This window comes from Sphingobium xenophagum (assembly GCF_031457465.1).
In the GTDB taxonomy this organism is placed as follows: domain Bacteria; phylum Pseudomonadota; class Alphaproteobacteria; order Sphingomonadales; family Sphingomonadaceae; genus Sphingobium; species Sphingobium xenophagum_A.
The window spans coordinates 190,413-209,659 of record NZ_JAVDWV010000001.1 but is presented as its reverse complement, the minus strand read 5'-3'; the positions used below and the strand labels follow the sequence as shown (position 1 = coordinate 209,659).

20 protein-coding genes and 1 other annotated feature are annotated in these 19,247 nt (G+C 64.9%); of the genes, 6 read left to right on the top strand and 14 right to left on the bottom strand.

Going from position 1 to position 19,247, the window contains the following annotated elements; all coding sequences use genetic code 11:
* Nucleotides 1-7 precede the first annotated feature (7 nt).
* The 6 genes from J2W40_RS01015 to J2W40_RS00990 form a co-directional block, all read right to left on the bottom strand.
* Entirely contained in the window at nucleotides 8-1,492 is a 1,485-nt protein-coding gene (locus tag J2W40_RS01015) for a SulP family inorganic anion transporter (protein WP_310221241.1), read from the bottom strand.
* Nucleotides 1,493-1,581: 89 nt separating this feature from the next.
* Nucleotides 1,582-1,635 (bottom strand) — a sequence feature (sul1 is cis-regulatory element that is thought to sense ions involved in sulfur or methionine metabolism; They are found in Alphaproteobacteria).
* Between the two features lie 61 nt (nucleotides 1,636-1,696).
* Nucleotides 1,697-2,458 carry an arsenical resistance protein ArsH gene (gene arsH, locus J2W40_RS01010; protein WP_409050326.1) on the bottom strand — a complete coding sequence of 254 codons (762 nt, stop codon included), beginning with the start codon at nucleotides 2,456-2,458 and terminating at the stop codon, nucleotides 1,697-1,699.
* On the bottom strand, nucleotides 2,455-3,513 hold the full coding sequence (arsB, locus tag J2W40_RS01005) for an ACR3 family arsenite efflux transporter (RefSeq protein ID WP_310221239.1): 1,059 nt from the start codon (nucleotides 3,511-3,513) through the stop codon (nucleotides 2,455-2,457). Before arsB ends, arsH begins: the two co-directional genes overlap by 4 nt.
* Nucleotides 3,514-3,515: 2 nt before the next feature.
* A complete protein-coding gene (gene arsC / locus J2W40_RS01000) occupies nucleotides 3,516-3,962 on the bottom strand; it encodes an arsenate reductase (glutaredoxin) (protein WP_310221237.1) in 447 nt (148 codons plus the stop codon).
* Complete coding sequence (locus tag J2W40_RS00995; protein WP_310221235.1) at nucleotides 3,959-4,480, bottom strand: arsenate reductase ArsC; 522 nt, start codon at nucleotides 4,478-4,480, stop codon at nucleotides 3,959-3,961. The genes arsC and J2W40_RS00995 overlap by 4 nt, the downstream gene beginning before the upstream one ends.
* Entirely contained in the window at nucleotides 4,477-4,830 is a 354-nt protein-coding gene (locus tag J2W40_RS00990; RefSeq protein ID WP_310221233.1) for an ArsR/SmtB family transcription factor, read from the bottom strand. Before J2W40_RS00990 ends, J2W40_RS00995 begins: the two co-directional genes overlap by 4 nt.
* Before the next feature lie 143 nt (nucleotides 4,831-4,973).
* Here J2W40_RS00990 and J2W40_RS00985 point away from each other — a divergent pair, with 143 nt between their 5' ends.
* Together J2W40_RS00985 and J2W40_RS00980 are read left to right on the top strand one after the other, a co-directional pair.
* Nucleotides 4,974-6,470: an alkaline phosphatase gene (locus J2W40_RS00985; protein WP_310221231.1), complete on the top strand. Its 1,497-nt coding sequence runs from the start codon at nucleotides 4,974-4,976 to the stop codon at nucleotides 6,468-6,470.
* Nucleotides 6,471-6,532: 62 nt separating this feature from the next.
* Nucleotides 6,533-7,627, top strand: a complete 1,095-nt coding sequence (locus tag J2W40_RS00980) for an AI-2E family transporter (RefSeq protein WP_310221229.1) — start codon at nucleotides 6,533-6,535, stop codon at nucleotides 7,625-7,627.
* Nucleotides 7,628-7,760: 133 nt separating this feature from the next.
* Here J2W40_RS00980 and rpmB read toward each other — a convergent pair whose 3' ends face one another.
* Nucleotides 7,761-8,054 (bottom strand): 50S ribosomal protein L28, encoded by a 294-nt coding sequence (gene rpmB / locus J2W40_RS00975; protein ID WP_096061165.1) that lies wholly within the window; start codon nucleotides 8,052-8,054, stop codon nucleotides 7,761-7,763.
* A 142-nt stretch (nucleotides 8,055-8,196) separates the two neighbouring features.
* Between rpmB and J2W40_RS00970 the strand changes: the two genes are divergently transcribed.
* The gene (locus tag J2W40_RS00970) at nucleotides 8,197-8,418 is read left to right on the top strand and encodes a hypothetical protein (RefSeq protein WP_310221226.1); all 222 of its coding nucleotides are present in this window, start codon (nucleotides 8,197-8,199) and stop codon (nucleotides 8,416-8,418) included.
* 40 nt (nucleotides 8,419-8,458) lie between these two features.
* Nucleotides 8,459-8,917: a nucleoside deaminase gene (locus J2W40_RS00965; RefSeq protein ID WP_310221224.1), complete on the top strand. Its 459-nt coding sequence runs from the start codon at nucleotides 8,459-8,461 to the stop codon at nucleotides 8,915-8,917.
* Here the strand turns inward: J2W40_RS00965 and J2W40_RS00960 are convergent.
* Nucleotides 8,879-10,777 carry a hypothetical protein gene (locus J2W40_RS00960; protein ID WP_310221222.1) on the bottom strand — a complete coding sequence of 633 codons (1,899 nt, stop codon included), beginning with the start codon at nucleotides 10,775-10,777 and terminating at the stop codon, nucleotides 8,879-8,881. The two genes, J2W40_RS00965 and J2W40_RS00960, sit on opposite strands and share 39 nt — an antisense overlap.
* Before the next feature lie 46 nt (nucleotides 10,778-10,823).
* On the opposite strand from J2W40_RS00960, the gene J2W40_RS00955 reads away from it, so the two are divergent.
* Nucleotides 10,824-11,240: a GtrA family protein gene (locus J2W40_RS00955; protein ID WP_310221220.1), complete on the top strand. Its 417-nt coding sequence runs from the start codon at nucleotides 10,824-10,826 to the stop codon at nucleotides 11,238-11,240.
* A 110-nt stretch (nucleotides 11,241-11,350) separates the two neighbouring features.
* Here the strand turns inward: J2W40_RS00955 and fdhD are convergent, their stop codons facing one another.
* The 6 genes from fdhD to J2W40_RS00925 form a co-directional block, all read right to left on the bottom strand.
* Nucleotides 11,351-12,154 (bottom strand): formate dehydrogenase accessory sulfurtransferase FdhD, encoded by an 804-nt coding sequence (gene fdhD / locus J2W40_RS00950; protein WP_310221474.1) that lies wholly within the window; start codon nucleotides 12,152-12,154, stop codon nucleotides 11,351-11,353.
* A 19-nt stretch (nucleotides 12,155-12,173) separates the two neighbouring features.
* A complete protein-coding gene (locus J2W40_RS00945; protein WP_310221218.1) occupies nucleotides 12,174-12,479 on the bottom strand; it encodes a formate dehydrogenase subunit delta in 306 nt (101 codons plus the stop codon).
* Nucleotides 12,480-12,489: 10 nt separating this feature from the next.
* Nucleotides 12,490-15,336 carry a formate dehydrogenase subunit alpha gene (gene fdhF / locus J2W40_RS00940; protein ID WP_310221216.1) on the bottom strand — a complete coding sequence of 949 codons (2,847 nt, stop codon included), beginning with the start codon at nucleotides 15,334-15,336 and terminating at the stop codon, nucleotides 12,490-12,492.
* Nucleotides 15,333-16,967, bottom strand: coding sequence for a formate dehydrogenase beta subunit (locus J2W40_RS00935; RefSeq protein ID WP_310221214.1), 1,635 nt, complete (start codon nucleotides 16,965-16,967; stop codon nucleotides 15,333-15,335). Before J2W40_RS00935 ends, fdhF begins: the two co-directional genes overlap by 4 nt.
* The gene (locus J2W40_RS00930) at nucleotides 16,964-17,416 is read right to left on the bottom strand and encodes an NAD(P)H-dependent oxidoreductase subunit E (protein WP_310221212.1); all 453 of its coding nucleotides are present in this window, start codon (nucleotides 17,414-17,416) and stop codon (nucleotides 16,964-16,966) included. Before J2W40_RS00930 ends, J2W40_RS00935 begins: the two co-directional genes overlap by 4 nt.
* Before the next feature lie 348 nt (nucleotides 17,417-17,764).
* Complete coding sequence (locus J2W40_RS00925) at nucleotides 17,765-18,667, bottom strand: LysR family transcriptional regulator (protein ID WP_310221210.1); 903 nt, start codon at nucleotides 18,665-18,667, stop codon at nucleotides 17,765-17,767.
* Between the two features lie 45 nt (nucleotides 18,668-18,712).
* Here J2W40_RS00925 and mobA point away from each other — a divergent pair, with 45 nt between their 5' ends.
* The gene (gene mobA / locus J2W40_RS00920; protein ID WP_310221209.1) at nucleotides 18,713-19,240 is read left to right on the top strand and encodes a molybdenum cofactor guanylyltransferase; all 528 of its coding nucleotides are present in this window, start codon (nucleotides 18,713-18,715) and stop codon (nucleotides 19,238-19,240) included.
* The last annotated feature ends 7 nt before the right edge of the window (nucleotides 19,241-19,247 follow it).

Here is a 19,247-nt window from a genome sequence, read left to right as displayed (position 1 = left end):
TCTTTCCTCAATGCGCGCCGAGTTGCGCGTCCGCACCCGGCTTGTCGTGTAGGGCATAGCGTTCGACCATCGCGGCGCTGGCGTCATTGAGGCCGATTACCTCGACCACAGTGCCTTCGCGACGGAATTTCAGGATCGCCTTGTCGAGCGTGCCGATCGCGGAGATATCCCAGAAATGCGCGTCGCTGACGTCGATCACGACATGGTCGATCACTTCCTTATAGTCGAAGGCGGCGGTGAAGCTGTCCGACGAGGCGAAGAACACCTGGCCCGCAACGCGATAGGTGCGCGCCTTGCCATCGGCCGACAGCGCCGACGTGACCGTGAAGAGGCGCTTGACCTTGCTGGCGAAGAACAGCCCCGACAGGATGACACCCGCCAGCACGCCCTGCGCCAAGTCATGCGTCCACACGACGATGACGACGGTGGCGACCATCACGACTGAGGATTGCCATGGATTGGTCCGCATATCCTTGATCGAGCGCCAACTGAATGTGCCGATCGACACCATGATCATCACCGCGACCAATGCGGGCATCGGGATCTGGGCCACCAGCGGGCCAAGCACGACGATCAGGAACAGCAGGAAGGTGCCCGCGACCAAGGTGGACAGGCGGGTCGAGCCGCCCGACTTCACGTTGATGACCGATTGGCCGATCATCGCGCAACCGCCCATGCCGCCGAGGAAGCCGGTGGCGAAATTGGCGATGCCCTGCCCCTTCATTTCCCGGCGCTTGTCCGACCCGGTGTCGGTCAGATCATCGACGATCTGCGCCGTCATCATCGATTCCAGCAGGCCGACGGCCGCCATGGTCAGCGAATAGGGCAGGATGATCTGGAGCGTTTCCAGCGTCAGCGGGACGTTGGGGATGAGGAAGGCCGGGAGGGTCGAGGGCAGTTCGCCCATATCGCCCACCGTGTTGACGTTGAGCGCGCCATAGATGGACAGGATCGTCAGGATGACGATCGCGACCAACGGAGAAGGCACGGCCCTGGTGATGCGGGGGAAAAGATAGATGATGGCGAGACCACACGCGACCATCGCATAGGTGACCCAGGTCACGCCCATAAGCTGTGGCAATTGGGCGATAAAGATGAGGATCGCGAGCGCATTGACGAAGCCGGTGATCACCGACCGCGACACATATTGCATCAGCATGTCGAGCCGCAGGAAGCCTGCGACGACCTGAATGATGCCCATCAGGATCGTGGCGGCAAATAGGAAGTCGATGCCATGGTCGCGAACCAACGGCACCACCAGCACCGCGACGGCGGCGGTGGCGGCGGAGATCATGCCGGGGCGGCCGCCGACGAAGGCGATGATGAAGGCGATGGAGAAAGAGGCATAGAGGCCGACGCGCGGATCGACCCCGGCGATGATCGAAAAGCCGATGGCTTCGGGAATCAGCGCCAGGGCGACGACGATCCCGGCCAGGATGTCGGCGCGCGGATTGGCGAGCCATTCGCGTTGCAGCGAGGCGATGGATAGCATTCAAAAAAACCTAGATTGGCTAGCGGGGCATCGCGTGCGTGCGCGGGAAAAGCACGAAACTCGCAAAAGCGAAGCCCAAATTCGCTAATGGTTATCCCAGGGATAGGCGCCGGGCCGAGCCACCCGGCAAGGCCGGGTCCAATGGATGCGGTTCCCTTATCCAAGATGCAGGGCCGGCGCAAGAGTGAGACGCCGGTCCCCATATCAGACCGATGTTGCCAGCCCGGCCTTTTCGACATGGGTGGCGACAGGCTCGTTGCGGTCCTTGCGCTCCGAATAGCGGTCCACCAACTGGTCGGCATGGGGCCGCAGCAGGGCGGTGAAGCGGACCAGTTCCTCCACCACATCGACGATGCGGTCATAATAGGGGGATGGCTTCATCCGCCCGGCCTCGTCAAACTCCTCATAGGCTTTGGCGACCGAGGACTGGTTGGGGATGGTGAACATCCGCATCCATCGGCCAAGGACGCGCAGCGTGTTGATGCTGTTGAAGGATTGCGATCCGGCCGACACCTGCATCACCGCCAGGGTGCGCCCCTGTGTCGGGCGCAGTCCCTTATAGGCCAGCGGCAGATGATCGACCTGCGCCTTCATGATGCCGGTGATCTGGCCATGGCGTTCGGGGCTGCACCAGATCTGCCCTTCCGACCAGAGCGAATGGGCGCGCAGTTCATGGACGGCGGGATGATCGTCGCCCGCGACCTGATCGGGCAGCGGCAGGTCGCGCGGGTCGAAAATGCGCGTTTCGCAGCCGAAAAACTGGAGCAGGCGCGCGGATTCCTCGACCACCAGCCGCGAATAGGAGCGCTCGCGCAGCGATCCGTATAGCAAGAGAATGCGCGGCGGCGGATCGAGATCGCCTAAGCCCTGCGCGGGCCGACGATGGGCATAGTCCGGGTGCAGCGCGGGCAGATGGTCGGGATCGGCCAGCGGGCGGAGATAGGCGAACGGCATAGTGTCGCTCATGCAGCCTCCTCCGCAAAGCGCGACCGGGTGCGGTTGGCAAAGGCGACCAGCGAGAGCATCACCGGCACTTCGACCAGCACGCCGACGACGGTCGCCAGCGCCGCGCCGCTCGACAGGCCGAACAGCCCAATCGCGACCGCGACCGCCAGTTCGAAGAAGTTGGACGTGCCGATCAGCGCGCAGGGGGCCGCGATCCGGTGCGGCACCTTCCAGGCGAAGGCCCAGGCATAGGCGAGCGCGAAAATGCCATAGGATTGGAGGATGATCGGCACCGCGATCAGCGCGATTAGCAGTGGCTGGCCGACGATGGTTTCGGCCTGAAAGGCGAACAGCAGCACCACCGTCGCCAACAGGCCGATGATCGACCAGGGCTTGAGCCGGGCGGTGAAAGCATCGACCGCCGCCACGTTGCCGCCATGCGCGGCGATCACCCGATGCCGGGTGAAGGCCCCCGCCGCGAGCGGGATCACGACATAGAGGCCGACCGAGAGCAGCAGCGTTTCCCACGGCACCACAATGTCGGTGACGCCGAGCAGCAGCGCGACGATCGGCGCGAAGGCGACGATCATCACCAGGTCGTTCACCGACACCTGCACCAGCGTATAGGCCGGGTCACCGCGCGTCATCTGCGACCAGACGAACACCATCGCGGTGCAGGGCGCTGCGCCCAGCAGGATCAGCCCGGCAATATATTGGTCGGCATCCCCCTGCGGGATCAGGCCGCTATAGAGATAGTTGAAGAACAGGACGGCAAGCGCCGCCATGGTGAAGGGTTTGATCAGCCAGTTGACGACGATGGTGATGATCAAGCCGCGCGGCTTGCGGCCGATGTCGCGGATGCTGCCGAAATCGACGCCGACCATCATCGGATAGATCATCGCCCAGATCAGCACCGCGACGATCAGGTTGACCGAGGCGATTTCCAGCCCGGCCAACATCGCAAAGGCACCAGGCGCGACATTGCCCGCTACGATCCCAACCGCGATCGCCAGCGCGACCCAGAGCGAGAGCCAGCGTTCGAACAGGCCGAGCGGCGAGGCGGATGCGGTGGCCATGTTTATTCGCTCCCGACCGGCTTGGGGCTGCGCTGGCCCGTGGCGTCGACCACCTGCTCGCCATCTTCCTTGGCGAAAGCGCCCTGCTGCGCCGCCGGGAGAATATCCAGCACCGCTTCGGACGGGCGGCAGAGTTTGACGCCCAGTGGCGACACCACAAGTGGGCGGTTGATGAGGATAGGATGCGCCATCATCGCGTCGATCAGTGCAGCGTCGGACAGGCTGTCATCGTCCAGCCCCAAGTCGGCAAAGGGCGTGCCCTTTTCGCGCAGCAGGGCGCGCGGCGTCATCCCGGCGCGGGCGATCAGGCTTTCGAGCAGCGCGCGCGACGGCGGCGTCTTCAGATATTCGATCACATGCGGTTCGATGCCCGCATTGCGGATCAGCGCCAGCGTGTTGCGCGACGTCCCGCATTCGGGGTTGTGATAGATGATGATGTCGGGCGTCATGCGTTCGCTCCAGCTTGGGCGCTGGCGCCCTCGCTCTGGCCGATTTCCTTGAGCTTGCGCTGCGTCGCCATGGCATCCAGGGCATAGAGCGGCAGTTCGAGGAACAGCGTGATGCGGTTGCGCAGATAGCGAAGCGCGGTGAGGAAGGCGTCACGTTGCCCCTCCCCTTCGACGGCGGCCGGGTCTTCGATCCCCCAATGGGCGGTCATGGGGTGGCCGATCCACACCGGGCAGGCCTCGCCCGCCGCATTGTCGCAGACGGTGAAAATGAAATCGAACTGCGGCGCACCGGGCGCGGCGAACTCGTCCCAGCTTTTCGAGCGCATGCCTGCCGTCTCGAAGCCCAGCCCCGACAGCACGGACAGCGCCATGGGATGAACGTCGCCCTTGGGCTGGCTACCCGCGCTCCAAGCGCGAAAGCGGCCCGCGCCGAGTTTGTTCATGAGCGCTTCGCCCAGGATCGAGCGGGCCGAATTGCCGGTACACAGGAACAGGACATTATAGACTTTGTCGGTCATGCTGAGGCTCCCTGAGAAACAATGTTGCATTGGATGGAGGAGAGAAGGCCGGCGCACAGCGTCGGGTCGCCCTGGCAGCAATCGGCCATCAGAAAGCCGAGCAAGCCCTGCATTCCGGCATAGTCAGCGGCATAATGGATCAGGCGGCTGGTGCGCCAAGAGGTGGCGAGGCCTGCCTGTTCCAGCTTTGCCAGATGATGCGACATGGTCGAGGGCGGCACGTCCATCGCTTCCGCCAGCGCGCCTGCGATCATGCCGTCGGGTCCGGCCTTCACCAGCAGGCGGAAGACCGAAAGGCGCGTATCCTGTGCCAGCGCGGCCAGCGCCGCGACGGCCTTGTTCTGATCCATGGCGAGTCCTTGCTTCGATAGTTGTCGAAATATGGCGCTGCCAAAGGCTCGTCAACGACATTTCGAGACATATCGAAATATAGGAATAATGTAGCACCTCTGTCATGATTGGATGGAAGGGGGTGCGGCAAAGGAGTCTCTTCATGGTCGCTGCCCGCCGTCTTGCCCGTTCGTCCGTTCTTGCCTTGCTGATCGCGGCCAGCCCGGCGCTGGCGCAACATGCCACCACCACCGACGCCTATCGGGCGCAGGCGATGGCCGAACTGGAACGGATCAAGGCGGACGCGCCGGTCGTCGGCAAGGCGCGCAATATCATCCTGTTCATCGGCGATGGCATGGGCGTCAGTACGCTGACGGCGGCGCGCATCCATCAGGGGCAGCGCCAGGGCGTAGACGGCGAATCCTTCGTGCCGACCATGGATCGGCTGTCCAGCACGGCGCTGGTCAAAACCTATTCGCATGACGGGCAGGTGTCCGATTCCGCGCCGACCGCCACGGCGATCCTGACCGGGGTCAAGACCCGCAACGGCGTGATCGGCGTCGGCCCGGAAGTGCCGGAAAATGATTGCGCGGCCAGCAAGGCGCATCGCCTGCCCTCGCTGTTCGGCTTTGCGCAAGGTCAGGGCATGGCGACCGGGGTGATCTCGACCGCGCGCATCACCCATGCGACGCCCGCCGCCACCTATGCCCACACCGCCCAGCGCGACTGGGAAGCCGATGGCGACCTGACGGCCGACGCCCGCGCGCAGGGTTGCATCGACATCGCGCGCCAGATGGTCGAGGGCGATGTCGGCAGTCGGCTCGACCTGATCCTGGGCGGAGGCCGCGCCAATTTCCTGCCGAACACCGCGCGCGACCCTGAATATGCCACCCTCATGGGCAAGCGCACTGACCGCAAGGATCTGACCAAAGCCTGGCAGCGGCGCAATCCGCGCGGGGCCTATGTGTGGAACAGTGCAGATTTCGCCAAGGTCGACCTGACCCGCACGCCCCGCCTGCTCGGCCTGTTCGAGCCGGACCATATGCAATATGAGGCCGACCGCGCCAAGGATGCGGGCGGCGAACCGTCGCTGGCGGACATGACCCGTTCGGCGATCACCATGCTGGGAAGTCGGGACAAGGGCTATGTGCTGCTGGTGGAAGCGGGCCGGATCGACCATGCCCATCATGCCGGGAACGCCCGCCGCGCGCTGGAAGACACGATCGCACTGGACGAAGCGGTGAAGGTCGCAATGGACATGACCGACCGCACCGATACGCTCGTGCTGGTCACGGCCGACCATAGCCACACCTTCGCGATCAGCGGCTATCCCGGCCGGGGCAACCCGATCCTGGGCGCGGTGACCAATGGCGGCCAGGCGCTCAAGGCCAAGGATGGCAAGGGCTATACGACATTGGGCTATGCTAACGGTCCGGGCGCGACGATCGACACGCCGCGCGCCGACCCGCTCCAGACCGACACCACTGCGCTCGACTATCGCCAGCAGGCGCTGGTGCCGCTGGGGTCGGAAACCCATGGCGGCGACGATGTCCTCGCCCGTGCGTCAGGGCCGATGGCGCATCTGGTCAAGGGCACGATCGAGCAGCATAGCCTCTATTATATCATGCGCGACGCGCTGGCCGGGCCGACCGTCGAATAGCCCGTGGCGCATTCGCGCCAGCAACAGGTTGCACGATGGATCATGCACGATAGAAGGCGTGCATGACCCTTGATCATGACGACGCCGCCACGGCGCAATCACAGCCGATACCGGCTGCCGCTTCATCGTCCTACAGCCCCGGCCGTATCGCCACCGCGACGTTGATCGTGGTGGGAATCGTCGGCCTCGCATGGATCATGGTCGAACTCACCCGCTTCCTGATGCTGGTCTTCGCCGCAATCGTGATCGGCGCGGTGTTCGACACGATTGCCAGTTGGCTGTGCCGGATCACCGGCATGAACCGCTCTTTCGCGCTCACCCTGTCCGTTGTCGGCATCATCGCCCTGTTCATCGGCGCCTTCACGCTGTTCGGATCGCAACTGGCCCGCGAATTCGACACGATCCGCGAAACCGTCCCCCGCGCCTTGCAAGGCGTGGAAAATCTGCTGGACAGCTATGGTCTTGGCGACCGGGCGCGGCAGTTGATCGAGGGCAGCGGCGAGGACATGTCCCAGCTCGTGTCCCAGGCAGGCGGCTATGCCCTTGCGGCGGGCAGCAGCCTGGCGGACTTCGTCCTCGTTCTGGTGGGGGCCATTTTTCTGGCGGGCGATCCCGCCACCTATCGCCGGGGGCTGCTGTTGCTCATCCCCAAGCGGGCGGAAGACATGGTGGCGATGGCGCTGGACGATGCGTCCGGTGGTCTGCGCGGATGGATGCTCGGCCAGGCGGTATCGTCGCTGGTCATTGCCGTACTGACCTGGATGGGGCTTGCCCTGCTTGGTGTGCCCGCGGCCGGTGGCCTTGGCGTCATCGCTGGCCTGCTCGATATCATTCCGATGATCGGGCCGGTCATCGCTGGCGTACCCGCCGTGCTGCTGGCCTTCACCGTATCGCCGATGACGGCGCTATGGACCATCATATTATTCCTGGTGATCCAGCAGTTACAGGGCAATTTCCTGCAACCGATGATCCAGAAACATGCGGTCAATGTGCAGCCCGCCGTGCTGCTGTTCGCGGTCTTTGCCGCCGGATTGCTCTTCGGCTTTCTCGGCGTCCTGCTCGCCGCACCGCTGACGGTCGTCATCTTCGTGTTCGTCCAGCGCCTATATGTCCAGGCCATGCTCGGCAAGCCGATCAAGGTCGCAGGCAAGGACTGAGACGAACGCCCTGTAGCCATGCGACGGATGCCTGCCGAGGCTACACGACAAAGATCGCGCCATCATGCACCGGGCACGCAAAAAAGCGGCCCGTTGCGGGGCCGCTTCTTATGCCGAAACGAATCGCGAGAAATCAGGCGGCGGAGGCGGCCTGCTTCTTGACGATGTCGCGCTTTAGGCGACGGGCCTTGAGCGACAGCTTGTCGTCGCTGGTCTTGACCAGCCAGTTGTCGAGGCCGCCATTATGTTCGACCGAACGCAGACCATGGGTCGACACGCGCAGCTTGAAGCTGGATTCCAGCGTTTCGGAGATCAGCGAAACATTCTGCAGATTGGGCAGGAACACCCGCTTGGTCTTGTTATTGGCGTGGGAAACATTGTGACCCACCTGGCGACCCTTGCCGGTCAGCTCGCAAATGCGCGACATAGTCAATCAACCTTGTAATTCGGGTTCGTTCGGAAAGTCGCGCCGATAATGGGATTCGTGGCTCCCGTCAACCCGCGCGCGTTCAATGCAACCCTTTGGGTGAGGCCTGCGTTGAGCCGTTGTTATCCTAAGGGAGGTCGAAATGCGATTCATTGGTGGTCTACTTGTCATTATCCTGCTGGTCCTGGCTGGCGGTATCGCCACGGGCTTCATCGACCTGCAAAAGACGCGCGACGGGCAATTGCCGCAGATCGCGGTCAAGGAAGGCACGCTGCCCAAATATGAGGCCAATGTCGCCAAGGTGGAAGTCGGCAGCCGCAAGGAAACGGTCGATGTGCCCACGGTGGATGTCAAGAAGCCCTGATTCTTCCCCTCCCCTGCCTGATCCTGTAACGGGCGGAGCCATGGCTCCGCCCTTTCCCTTGCCCGCCCCCATGCGCCGCGCGCTTGATCTTGCCCGCTTGGCCGAGGCGGCGGGCGAAGTGCCGATCGGCGCGGTCGTGACCAGGGATGGGACGATCATCGGCGAGGGCGAGAATCGCAATCGCCGCGATCGCGATCCGACCGCCCATGCCGAAATCGTCGCGATGCGGGCGGCGGCGGCCCATCTGAGCGATTTTCGCCTGACCGGCTGCGACCTGTGGGTCACGCTCGAACCCTGCCCGATGTGCGCGGGGGCAATCTCTCACGCGCGAATCGCCCGGCTCTATTATGCGGTGGGTGATCCCAAGGGCGGCGCGATCGAACAAGGACCGCGGCTGTTTGCCCAGCCGCAATGCCTGCACCGCCCCGATGTCTATGGCGGCTTGGCCGAGGCCGAAGCCTCAGCGCTGTTGCGGGATTTTTTCGCTGCCCGACGCTGAATAGTCGATGCGGTAGAGTTGATAGGGCAAGGTCATGCCGGTGTTAAGCGTGACCGGCACCAGCCAGTCGGGCAGTTTGTCGCGCATCAGGTCGGCATAGAAGCCAGCGGGACTGCGCGACTGATAGATGGTGCCTTCGGGAAACCAGGGGCAAACCAGCAGATAGGTCGCATGATGTTTCGCCGCGATAGCGCGGAAATCGCGCGCCGGGCCGTCGAAGGCATGGTGGATGTCGAGGATCGTCGCGCCATTGCGGTGATAGGGTCCGGCGAGCGCGCTATGATGGGTCGTCGCGATCAGGCGCGGACCGAGATCGACCATGGTGAAGATGGTCGCGGGCGGCAACTGGTCCAGCACCGCGAGCGCGGGCTGAGTCCGGCAGCGGCCATTCGCTTTCTTGATCGCATCCGTGCGCGCGACGGCGGACGGGCGCCAAGGGCGCGGCGTCTTGCCGGTCGCCTGTTGATAGAGTTTCACGGCCTGCGGATAGAGCGGATAGGCGCAGGCGATCGCTACGAGCAGCGCCGCCCCTGCCCCGCCCGCAATCTTCGCCCGGCGCGATCCGGTCAGGATGGCAGCGACCAGACGATGCGCGGCCCAGGCGGCAGGCGGGATCGCCAGCAATTGCGCGGCTGGCCCTGCGCGGAGTTGCCAGAAGAGCAAGGCGATCGCAAAGACCATCATCAGTCCGACGGTCGCCCAGGCCCAGAGCCGCTCAGCGTCGCGCCGCGCATCCCACAAGGCCCAGAGCAGCCCGACCAGCCCGGCGAGCGGGATCGCCAGCAGCGGCACCACCATTGACTGGGCCTGCGCGGTGATTGGCTTGGCCTCGCGGATATTGGCGAGCCACAGCCGCTCCAGTTCGGGCGAAATCTGATAGGGGCTGAGGCATTGCGGCCAGTTGAGCCAGAAGAATAACGCGACCGCGCCGCCCACGATCACGCCTGCGCCCAGCCGCGCCATCCAGCCGCGCAAGGGGGCAAGCGCCAGCAGCACCATGCCCGCCGACGCCACGCCGAACACCGCGACCCAGATCGGCGAGAGCGCATCGCATACCTGCTCCCGATTGGCGGTGCTGGCGAAGATCAGATAGCAGAGCGAGGTCGCGCCGCCGAGGCTGAGCGCATAGGGCAGCATCCGTCGCTCGGCACCTTCGCGAAATACCCAGCGCAGCGCGATCAGCCCGCCGCCTGCCGCCAGATAGACGATCATCTCCATGCCGATCGTGATCGACAGCGCACTGCTGACCCCGGCCATGATGCCGCCGCGCAGCCGGTTGGTGTCGATCACCCCGGCCAGCATCGTCAGCGCCAGCGCCAATTGCCAGCCATGATGGTCGATCCGCATCGGCGCATACATGCCAAAGCCCATCTGCGCCGCCAGGGGCGCCAGCACGGCGAGCAACCAGCCATTCGGCCCCGCCAGCCGCCGACCGATGAAGCCCAGGCTCAGCATCAGCAATAACAGCGGCAGCAAGGGCGCGATCCCGCAGGCCAGCCGGTCCGCCATGCCCTGATCGACGAAGGCGCGGAAGAACAGCATCAGTCCGGCGAGCGGCAAATCCACCAGCCGCGACCAGTGGATATTCGCTCCGCCCGGCGGGTCGAGCCGATATTGGCGCAGGTCGTACCAGCCCTGCCCCGCCAGCCAGTCCTTGACCTGCACATAGCGGATATTGTCGTCGGTATCGCCCAGCACCAGCCAGTGGATGGCGGACCAGCGCGTCGCCACCATCGTCACGGCAATGGCGATCCAGATCAGGAAGGTCAGCCATTTCCAATGGCGTGCGCCATAGGCGGACAGGAAGGCCGCGATGTGGCAGGCGCGGGCGCGCAGGGTTTCGCCGCTATGCAAGGTCATGCCCGTGGATTAGAGGCTGCGCATCAAAGCGCAACGGGGACCAGCCATGAAATTCGCGCAACGCCTGTCGCCGCAGCACCGGGCGCTGTTCTGGCAGGTCGTCCGCTATGGCCTGACCGGCCTGTTCGTCACTGCCTGCCAGGCCGCGATCTACTGGTCGCTTGCCACCTATGCGGACCTGCATGTCCAGATCGCCAATCTGATCGGCTATGGCGCGGCGGTCGTCATCGGCTATGTCGCGCACAGCGCCTTCACCTTTCGCGGCCAGGGGGCGAATGACGGCCATGCGACGCGCGGGGCGAAATTCGTCGCCGTGTCCTTGGTCAGCTATGCGCTTAATGCGCTGTGGGTGTGGCTGTGCGTCACCCATATGGGCTGGCCCGCCTGGTCGCCGATCCCGGCGATGGTGTTCGTGACGCCGGCTTTGGTGTTTGTCCTCAACCGGCAGTGGGTGTTTCGGTAATCGGCAATCCTCCCCTGTAAGGGGAGGGGGACCGCCGAAGGCGGTGGAGGGGTATCGCCCTATCGGTGGGGCGACACCCCTCCGTCTGGCCTACGGCCAGCCACCTCCCCTTACAGGGGAGGATTTTTGGGGTGTCGCGCCAGCACCGCATCACCCCGCGCCAAAACAACCAGTGGCAACCCCGCCTCCGCCGCGCGTTCGGCGGCCAGTTGCGTCGGGGCGGAAATGGTGACGAGCAGGGGGCAGTTGGCCAGCACCGCTTTTTCCACCAGTTCATAGGAACAGCGCGAGGACAGCAGCGCGAAGCCGCCATCCCAGTCCGCCCCCATGCGCGCCATCGCGCCGATCAGCTTGTCGAACGCATTGTGCCGCCCGACATCCTCGCGCACCAGCCGGATCGCGCCATCCGCGCCGACCCAGGCGGCGGCATGGACCGCGCCGGTCACGGCATTTAATGGCTGATGATCGCCCAGCGCCGCCAGCGCGCGGAAGATCGCCGCGCGGTCGGCCCTTCCCTGCGCCGTGACGCGCGGCAGCGGCCGGATCGCCTGTTCCAGATTTTCGATGCCGCACAGGCCGCAGGAGGAATCCGAAGCGCGATGCCGCACCCGGTCCAGCAAGCGCTCGACCCGTTGGGGCGGCAAGGTGGCGCGCGCCACAAGCCCCTGCGCCGTTGCATGAACATCGACAGCGAACGCCCCGTCGCCCGGTTCGATCAACCGTTCGGCCAACGCAAAGCCCAACAGGAGGTCATCAATGTCGGCGGGCGTCGCCATCAGCACCGCATAGCCGATGCCGCTAAACTCAATTGCGACCGGGACTTCCTGTGCCAGCGCGCGGTCGATCGGCTGCGTTGCGCCATCGGGCGTCAGCCGCTCGAACCGCATCGTCGCGCTGTCTGCTGACCTATCCATCATTGCGGGGTAGCGATGGTCAACCCGCGTCGCAATGCCCCGCCTCATCCACCGCGTTGAACGGTGTCGCCTGATCCTGCGGCACTGGCCTGCCGCCTGCGAGCCGCGCAACCGCCGCTGCGACGACGGGCGAGAAGCGGTCGGGCTGCTCGCCTGCCATGGCGATGATCCGTTCCTTCATCCGGGGGTCCCAGAAGCTCGCCAAATGCTCGGCCAGGGTTTCGGTCGCCTTGGCCTCGCCCATCGTCGCCAGATTGCGGGCGATCTGATGCGCCATATAGACCAGCCGATCGGCGGTGGACATGATCTGGGGTTCGTCGCTCATCGGCCCGGTCCTATTCCGCCGCTTCCAGCGGCGCGATGCGACGGCTCCTCTGCGCCTGGCTGGCATAATCCTGCTGCCAGTCGCTGGGTCCGTTGGACGGCATCACCTGCACCGCCGTCACCTTATATTCCGGGCAGTTGGTGGCCCAGTCGCTATAGTCGGTGGTGATGACGTTCGCCTGCGTCTCTGGATGGTGGAAGGTCGTGTAGACCACGCCCGGCGCAACCCGCTCGGTCACTTGCGCGCGCAATGTCGTTTCGCCCGCCCGGCTGCGCAATGTCACCCAATCGCCATCCTTGAGCCCGCGATTGTCCGCGTCGGACGGATGGATTTCCAGCCGGTCCTCCGGGTGCCAGGCGGTATTGGCCGTCCGCCGCGTCTGCGCGCCGACATTATAATGCGACAATATGCGCCCGGTGGTGAGCAGCAGCGGGAAGCGCGGGCCGGTCTTCTCGTCGGTCGGCACATAATCGGTGACGACGAACTTGCCCTTGCCGCGCACGAAGCCGTCGGCATGCATGGTCGGCGTGCCGTCGGGCGCTGCGTCATTGGCGGGCCATTGCAGCGACCCCTCCGCTTCCAGCCGGTCATAATGGACGCCGGCAAAGGTCGGGGTGAGCGCCGCAATCTCGTCCATGATCTGCGAAGGGTGATCATAGGTCCAATTGAGGCCCATGGCGTTGGCGACCAGTTGCACGATCTCCCAATCGGCATGGCCGTTCAAGGGGGCCATCACCTTGCGCACCCGCTGGATGCGCCGTTCGGCGTTGGTGAAGGTGCCATCCTTCTCCAGAAAGGTCGATCCGGGCAGGAAGATATGCGCGTAATTGGCGGTTTCGTTGAGGAACAGATCCTGCACCACCACGCATTCCATCGCCGCGAGGCCCGCCGCGACATGATGGGTGTTGGGGTCGGACTGGAGGATATCCTCGCCCTGCACGAACAGGCCCTTGAATGTCCCATCGGTCGCGGCGTCGAGCATGTTGGGGATGCGCAGGCCGGGTTCGGCGTCGAGCGACACGCCCCATTCGCGCTCGAACAGCGCGCGGGTGGCGTTGTCCGACACATGGCGATAGCCGGAAAATTCATGCGGGAAGCTGCCCATGTCGCATGCACCCTGCACATTATTCTGCCCCCGCAGCGGGTTCACGCCCACGCCTTCGCGCCCGACATTGCCGGTCGCCATGGCGAGGTTGGCGATCGCCATGACGGTCGAGCTGCCCTGGCTATGTTCGGTAACGCCAAGGCCGTAGTAAATGGCACCGTTGCCGCCAGTGGCATAGAGCCGGGCGGCGGCGCGCACTTCATCGGCTTTTACGCCGGTCAGCCGCTCGATGGCTTCGGGGGAGCGGGCGGGTTGCGAGACGAACTCGGCCCAGTCGGCAAATTCGTCCCAATCGCACCGTTCGCGGATGAACGCTTCGTCGTACAGTTTCTCCGTGACGATCACATGCGCCATCGCGGTCAGCATCGCGACATTGGTGCCGGGACGCAGCGGCAGATGATGATCCGCCTCGACATGGGGGGATTTGACCAGATCGGTGCGGCGCGGGTCCATGACGATCAGCTTTGCGCCTTGGCGTAGGCGCCGTTTCATGCGGCTGGCGAATACGGGGTGCCCGTCGGTCGGATTGGCCCCGATCACCAGAATCACATCGGCTTGCATCACGCTGTCGAAATCCTGCGTGCCGGCTGACGTTCCGAAGGTCTTGCTGAGGCCATAGCCGGTCGGCGAGTGGCAGACGCGGGCGCAGGTATCGACATTATTATTGCCGAACCCTTGGCGGATCAGTTTTTGAACCAGAAAGGTTTCTTCATTGGTGCAGCGGCTCGACGTGATGCCGCCGATCGAGCGGGTGCCATATTTCGCCTGGATGCGGCGAAACTCGCTGGCGGTATGAGCGATCGCCTCGTCCCAGGATACTTCGCGCCATGGCTGATCGACGCTGGCGCGGATCATGGGATTGAGGATGCGGTCCTGATGCTGGGCATAGCCCCAGGCGAAACGCCCCTTGACGCAGCTATGGCCGCGATTGGCCTTGCCGTCCTTCCACGGCACCATCCGCACCAGTTCTTCGCCCCGCATTTCCGCGCGGAAGGTACAGCCGACGCCGCAATAGGCGCAGGTAGTGACGATGGCGCGATCGGGCGTGCCGACTTCCACCACCTTCTTCTCGATCAGCGAGGCGGTCGGGCAGGCCTGAACGCAGGCGCCGCAGGAGACGCATTCGGAGCCGAGGAAATCCTCGCCCTGAGACGCGGCGACCTTGGAGTCGAACCCCATCCCCTCGATCGTCAGCGCGAACGTCCCCTGCACTTCGTCGCAGGCACGGACGCACCGGGAGCAGACGATGCATTTGCTGGGATCGAAGTCGAAATAGGGGTTCGACTGGTCCTTCGCCTGCCCCATATTGGTTGCGCCGTCATAGCCGTAGCGCACCTCGCGCAGGCCGACCGCCCCCGCCTGATCCTGCAATTCGCAATCGCCGTTCGCGCCGCAGGTCAGGCAATCAAGCGGATGGTCGGAGATATAGAGTTCCATCACCCCGCGCCGCAGCTTTTTCAGGCGCTCGGTCTGGGTGCGGACCACCATGCCCTCAGCGACCGGCGTCGTGCAGGAGGCGGGATAGCCGTTGCGGCCCTCCACCTCGACCAGGCAGAGGCGGCAGGAGCCGAAACTTTCGACATTGTCAGTCGCGCACAGCTTGGGGATCGACCCGCCCAGCAGCGACGCGGCGCGCATGATGCTGGTACCTTCGGGCAGGGTCACGGCCTGCCCGTCGATGGTCAGCGAGACGCTTTTGCCCGTGGCGACTGCCGCCGGGGTGCCATGGTCAGTTTCGCGGGTGTAGGTCATTCCGCAGCCTCCTGAACGGACTTGGCCAGGCCGAAATCCTCTGGAAAATAATCGAGCGCGCTCAGCACCGGATAGGGGGTGAAGCCCCCCAGCGCGCAGAGCGAGCCATATTTCATCGTGTCGCACAGATCGCGCAACAGGTCGGATTGCGCGTCGACAGACACATCGATCCGGCTGGGCGCGCGCGAGTAAAGGGCTTTATCCAAATACCCCTCCCCCGTTCGGGCTGAGCCTGTCGAAGCCTTCCCCTGATCCTTCAAGAAGGAAAGCCCTTCGACAAGCTCAGGGCGAACGGTGTGAGACGTATCGCGCATCCCGATAATCCGATCGACAAGCTCCACCCCGCGCGTCGATCCGATCCGGCAAGGCGTGCATTTGCCGCAGCTTTCCACCGCGCAAAATTCCATCGCAAAGCGCGCCATATGCGCCATGTCGACGCTATCGTCGAACACCGTGATCCCGGCATGGCCGATGAGGCCACCTGCGGCCGCGAAGGCCTCATAATCGAACGGCAGATGAAACATGCTGGGCGGGAAATAAGCACCCAACGGCCCGCCCACCTGCACCGCGCGGACCGGGCGGCCGCTGGCGGTGCCGCCGCCGATATCGTTCACCAATTCGCCCAGCGTGATGCCGAAACCGATCTCGTAGAGCCCGCCGTGGCGGACGTTGCCCGCCAGTTGCACCGGCATTGTCCCGCGCGACCGCCCGAAGCCGACCGCCGCATAGGCCTCCGCCCCTTCCGCCAAAATGAACGGCACGGCAGCGAGCGACAGCACATTGTTGATGACGGTCGGCTGGCCGAACAGCCCTTTGAGCGCAGGCAAAGGCGGCTTGGCGCGCACCTGTCCGCGCCTGCCCTCGATCGAATCGAGCAAGGCGGTTTCCTCGCCGCAGACATAGGCCCCTGCCCCTTCGCGTACTTCCAGCGTGAAGGGCGCGATCCGCTGCGCCGACCGCTCGATCGCCAGCCGCATCGTGCAGATGGCGAAGGGATATTCGGAGCGGATATAGATATAGCCATGGTGCGCGCCGACGGCATGGGCGGCGATCGCCATGCCTTCGATCAGGCAATAGGGATCGCCCTCCATCAGCATCCGGTCAGCGAAGGTGCCGCTGTCGCCTTCGTCCGCGTTACAGACGATGAACTTGTCGCCAGTAGGCGCATCCAGCACCGTCTGCCACTTGATCCCGGTCGGGAAACCCGCGCCGCCGCGCCCGCGCAGGCCCGACGCCTTGACCGCATCGACCACCGCCTGAGAGGACTGCGCGCGCGCCGCGTCCAGGCCTTTCCATCCACCCTGCGCGGCATAATCGTCCAGGCAGACGGGGTCGATCACGCCGCAGCGGGCGAAGGTGAAGCGCTGCTGCCCGGCAAAGAAAGATAGCTGCTCGATTGGTCCCAACCGATTGGCATGGCTGCCATCCAGCACCGCCGCCACATCGCCCGGTCCGACCGGACCATAGGCGATGCGGCCGTCCGCCGTCTCGACCTCGACCAGCGGCTCGATGCTGAACAGCCCGCGCGATCCAGTGCGGATCACCTCGCAACCGGCCTCCGCAAAGGCGTGGGCGACGTCATCCGCGCCCAGCGCGACCGAGGCCATGTCCCGGCTTACATAGACTTTCATGCCGCCACCTCCGCCGCGATCCGCTCCAGCGCCGCACCGTCGATCCGCGCCACCGGGCGGCCGTCGACCAAAGCATTCGGCCCGATCGCGCACAGGCCCAGGCAATAGACCGGCTCCAGGCTGACCGCGCCATCGCCGCGCGTCTGCCCCATCGCCACGCCCAGCCGCTGCGCCGCCGCCACCTCGATCGCCGCGCCGCCGCGCGCCTGGCAGCTTTCCGCCCGGCACAGTTTCACGACATGGCGACCCTGCGGCGTGCGGCGGAAATCATGATAGAAAGTCACGACGCCATGCACATCGGCGCGCGACAGGTTCAGCGCCTTGGCGATGACCGGCACGATCGCATCAGCAATATGCCCGGCCTCTTCCTGCACGGCATGGAGCAGCGGCAAAAGCTGGTCGCGCGTTGCGCCATGCTGCGCCGTCCAGCCTTCAATAAACTCGTCCATCCCGACACCCTGAATTTTTGGCCGCAATTTTGCATCATAGTGCGGCGGCCCGGCGCGTCGGTCAAATCGAAGCAGGCGATGCTTGATAGAGATCGCCTATCAAGCATCGGACGTGCCCACATCATCTTCCACCGGCAGGCAGGGCTATCGCCTATGAAACGCACCCCATGTTCTTCGTCATGCTGAACTTGTTTCAGCATCCATCGTGCCCCAAAAACGGCGGCTCGTGATGATAGATGGACCCTGAGCCGCAGGCCAGCGCAGCTAAACAAGTTCAGGGTGACGGCTTTGGATAGGTTGGGCACCATATGCGATAGCCCTGCCTTACAGGGGAGGATTATTTCTGCCCTAAATCGTCGTAAAGCCCGGCGGCAATCGCAACTCCCGCGCGACGGCCAGCACCGCCTGCGCCAATGGCCCCATCGGCGCGCTGTCCGACACGATCACGCCGACCCGGCTACCCTCCCCCATATCCGGCAGCGGCGCGGTGCGCGCCCAGCGCAGGCCATCGAGCAGCGCGGCATGGCTGTCGGGAATGATCGAACAGAGCCGCCCCTGCTGCACCAGCCCCAGCAGCGCGACATAGCTGTCCGCCGTCACCAGCGGCCGTAGCGCCAGTCCGCGCTCGGCCAGTCGCGCGTCCAATATCCGCCGGTTCTGCATCCCCTGATGCAGCAGGCAGAGCGGCAGGCTGGCGAGGTCCGCCCAGTCGATAACGGTCGGGATCGGCACGCCATCCACCGCGCTCACCAGCATTGCGCGCTCGGCATAGAGCGGCACCGACAACGCATGGGCGGGTGGCTCGAAATCGAGATAGGTCAGCCCCGCGTCCAGCTCGAACGCCGCCAGTTCGCGCTCGATCTGGCGCGAGGTCAGCGCCCGCACCGAGATATTCAGCCCCGGATAGCGCGCCAGCATCGCTGTCGCGAGGCAACCGATGGCGGGCATGGCGGCGGGTATCGCCCCCAGCCGCAGTTCGCCCTTCAACGGCCCGCGCGCCGTCTCCGCCGCCTGCCCCAGCGCTTCGGCGGCCGCCACCAATTGGCGCGCCCAGGGCAGGATCGCTTCGCCTTCCGGCGTCAATCCGCCATATTTGCGGTCGCGCCGGATCAACCGCTTGCCCAGTTGCGCCTCCAGCGTGGCAATCCCCGCCGACAGCGTGGGTTGCGACACATGGCATAGCGCCGCCGCCCGCGCGAAATGGCCTTCGCGCTCCAGCGCCAGAAAATATTCGACAAGGCGGGTCTGCATCGCTTTGCTATAGGCGTTATAGAGCGAAGCTATCAAGGAAGCGCTATGGCGACGGGACGGATATTGGGCGCGGTGCTGGCCGGGGGGCGTTCCAGCCGCTTCGGCAGCGACAAGGCGCTGGCCCTGATGCCCGATGGCCGCACCCTGATCGACCATGCGATGGCGGGCCTTGCCCCCCATGTCGCACAGGTGGTGATCTGCGGACGCGCGGGCGGCCTGCCCGATCGGCCCGCGCCGGACATGGGGCCGTTGGGCGGGCTTAACGCGGCGCTCCATCATGCGCTTGCCCATGGTTTTGATGGCGTGCTGACAACCGGCTGCGACATGCCGCTTTATCCCGCGGACCTGCCTGTCGCCTTGATCGGCGAGGGTGCGGCGATCCTCAAGGACCAGCAACTGCTCGGCTGGTGGCCCGCCACCCTCGCGCCCGACCTCGACGCGCATCTGGCGGAGGCGAATAACCGCTCCATCCATGGCTGGCTCGACCGCATCGGCGCGCGCGTGGTGGAGATGCCGGGGCTGGTGCTGCCCAACATCAACCGGTCGGCGGATCTGGCCAACCTTTCCTCCTAACACCGTT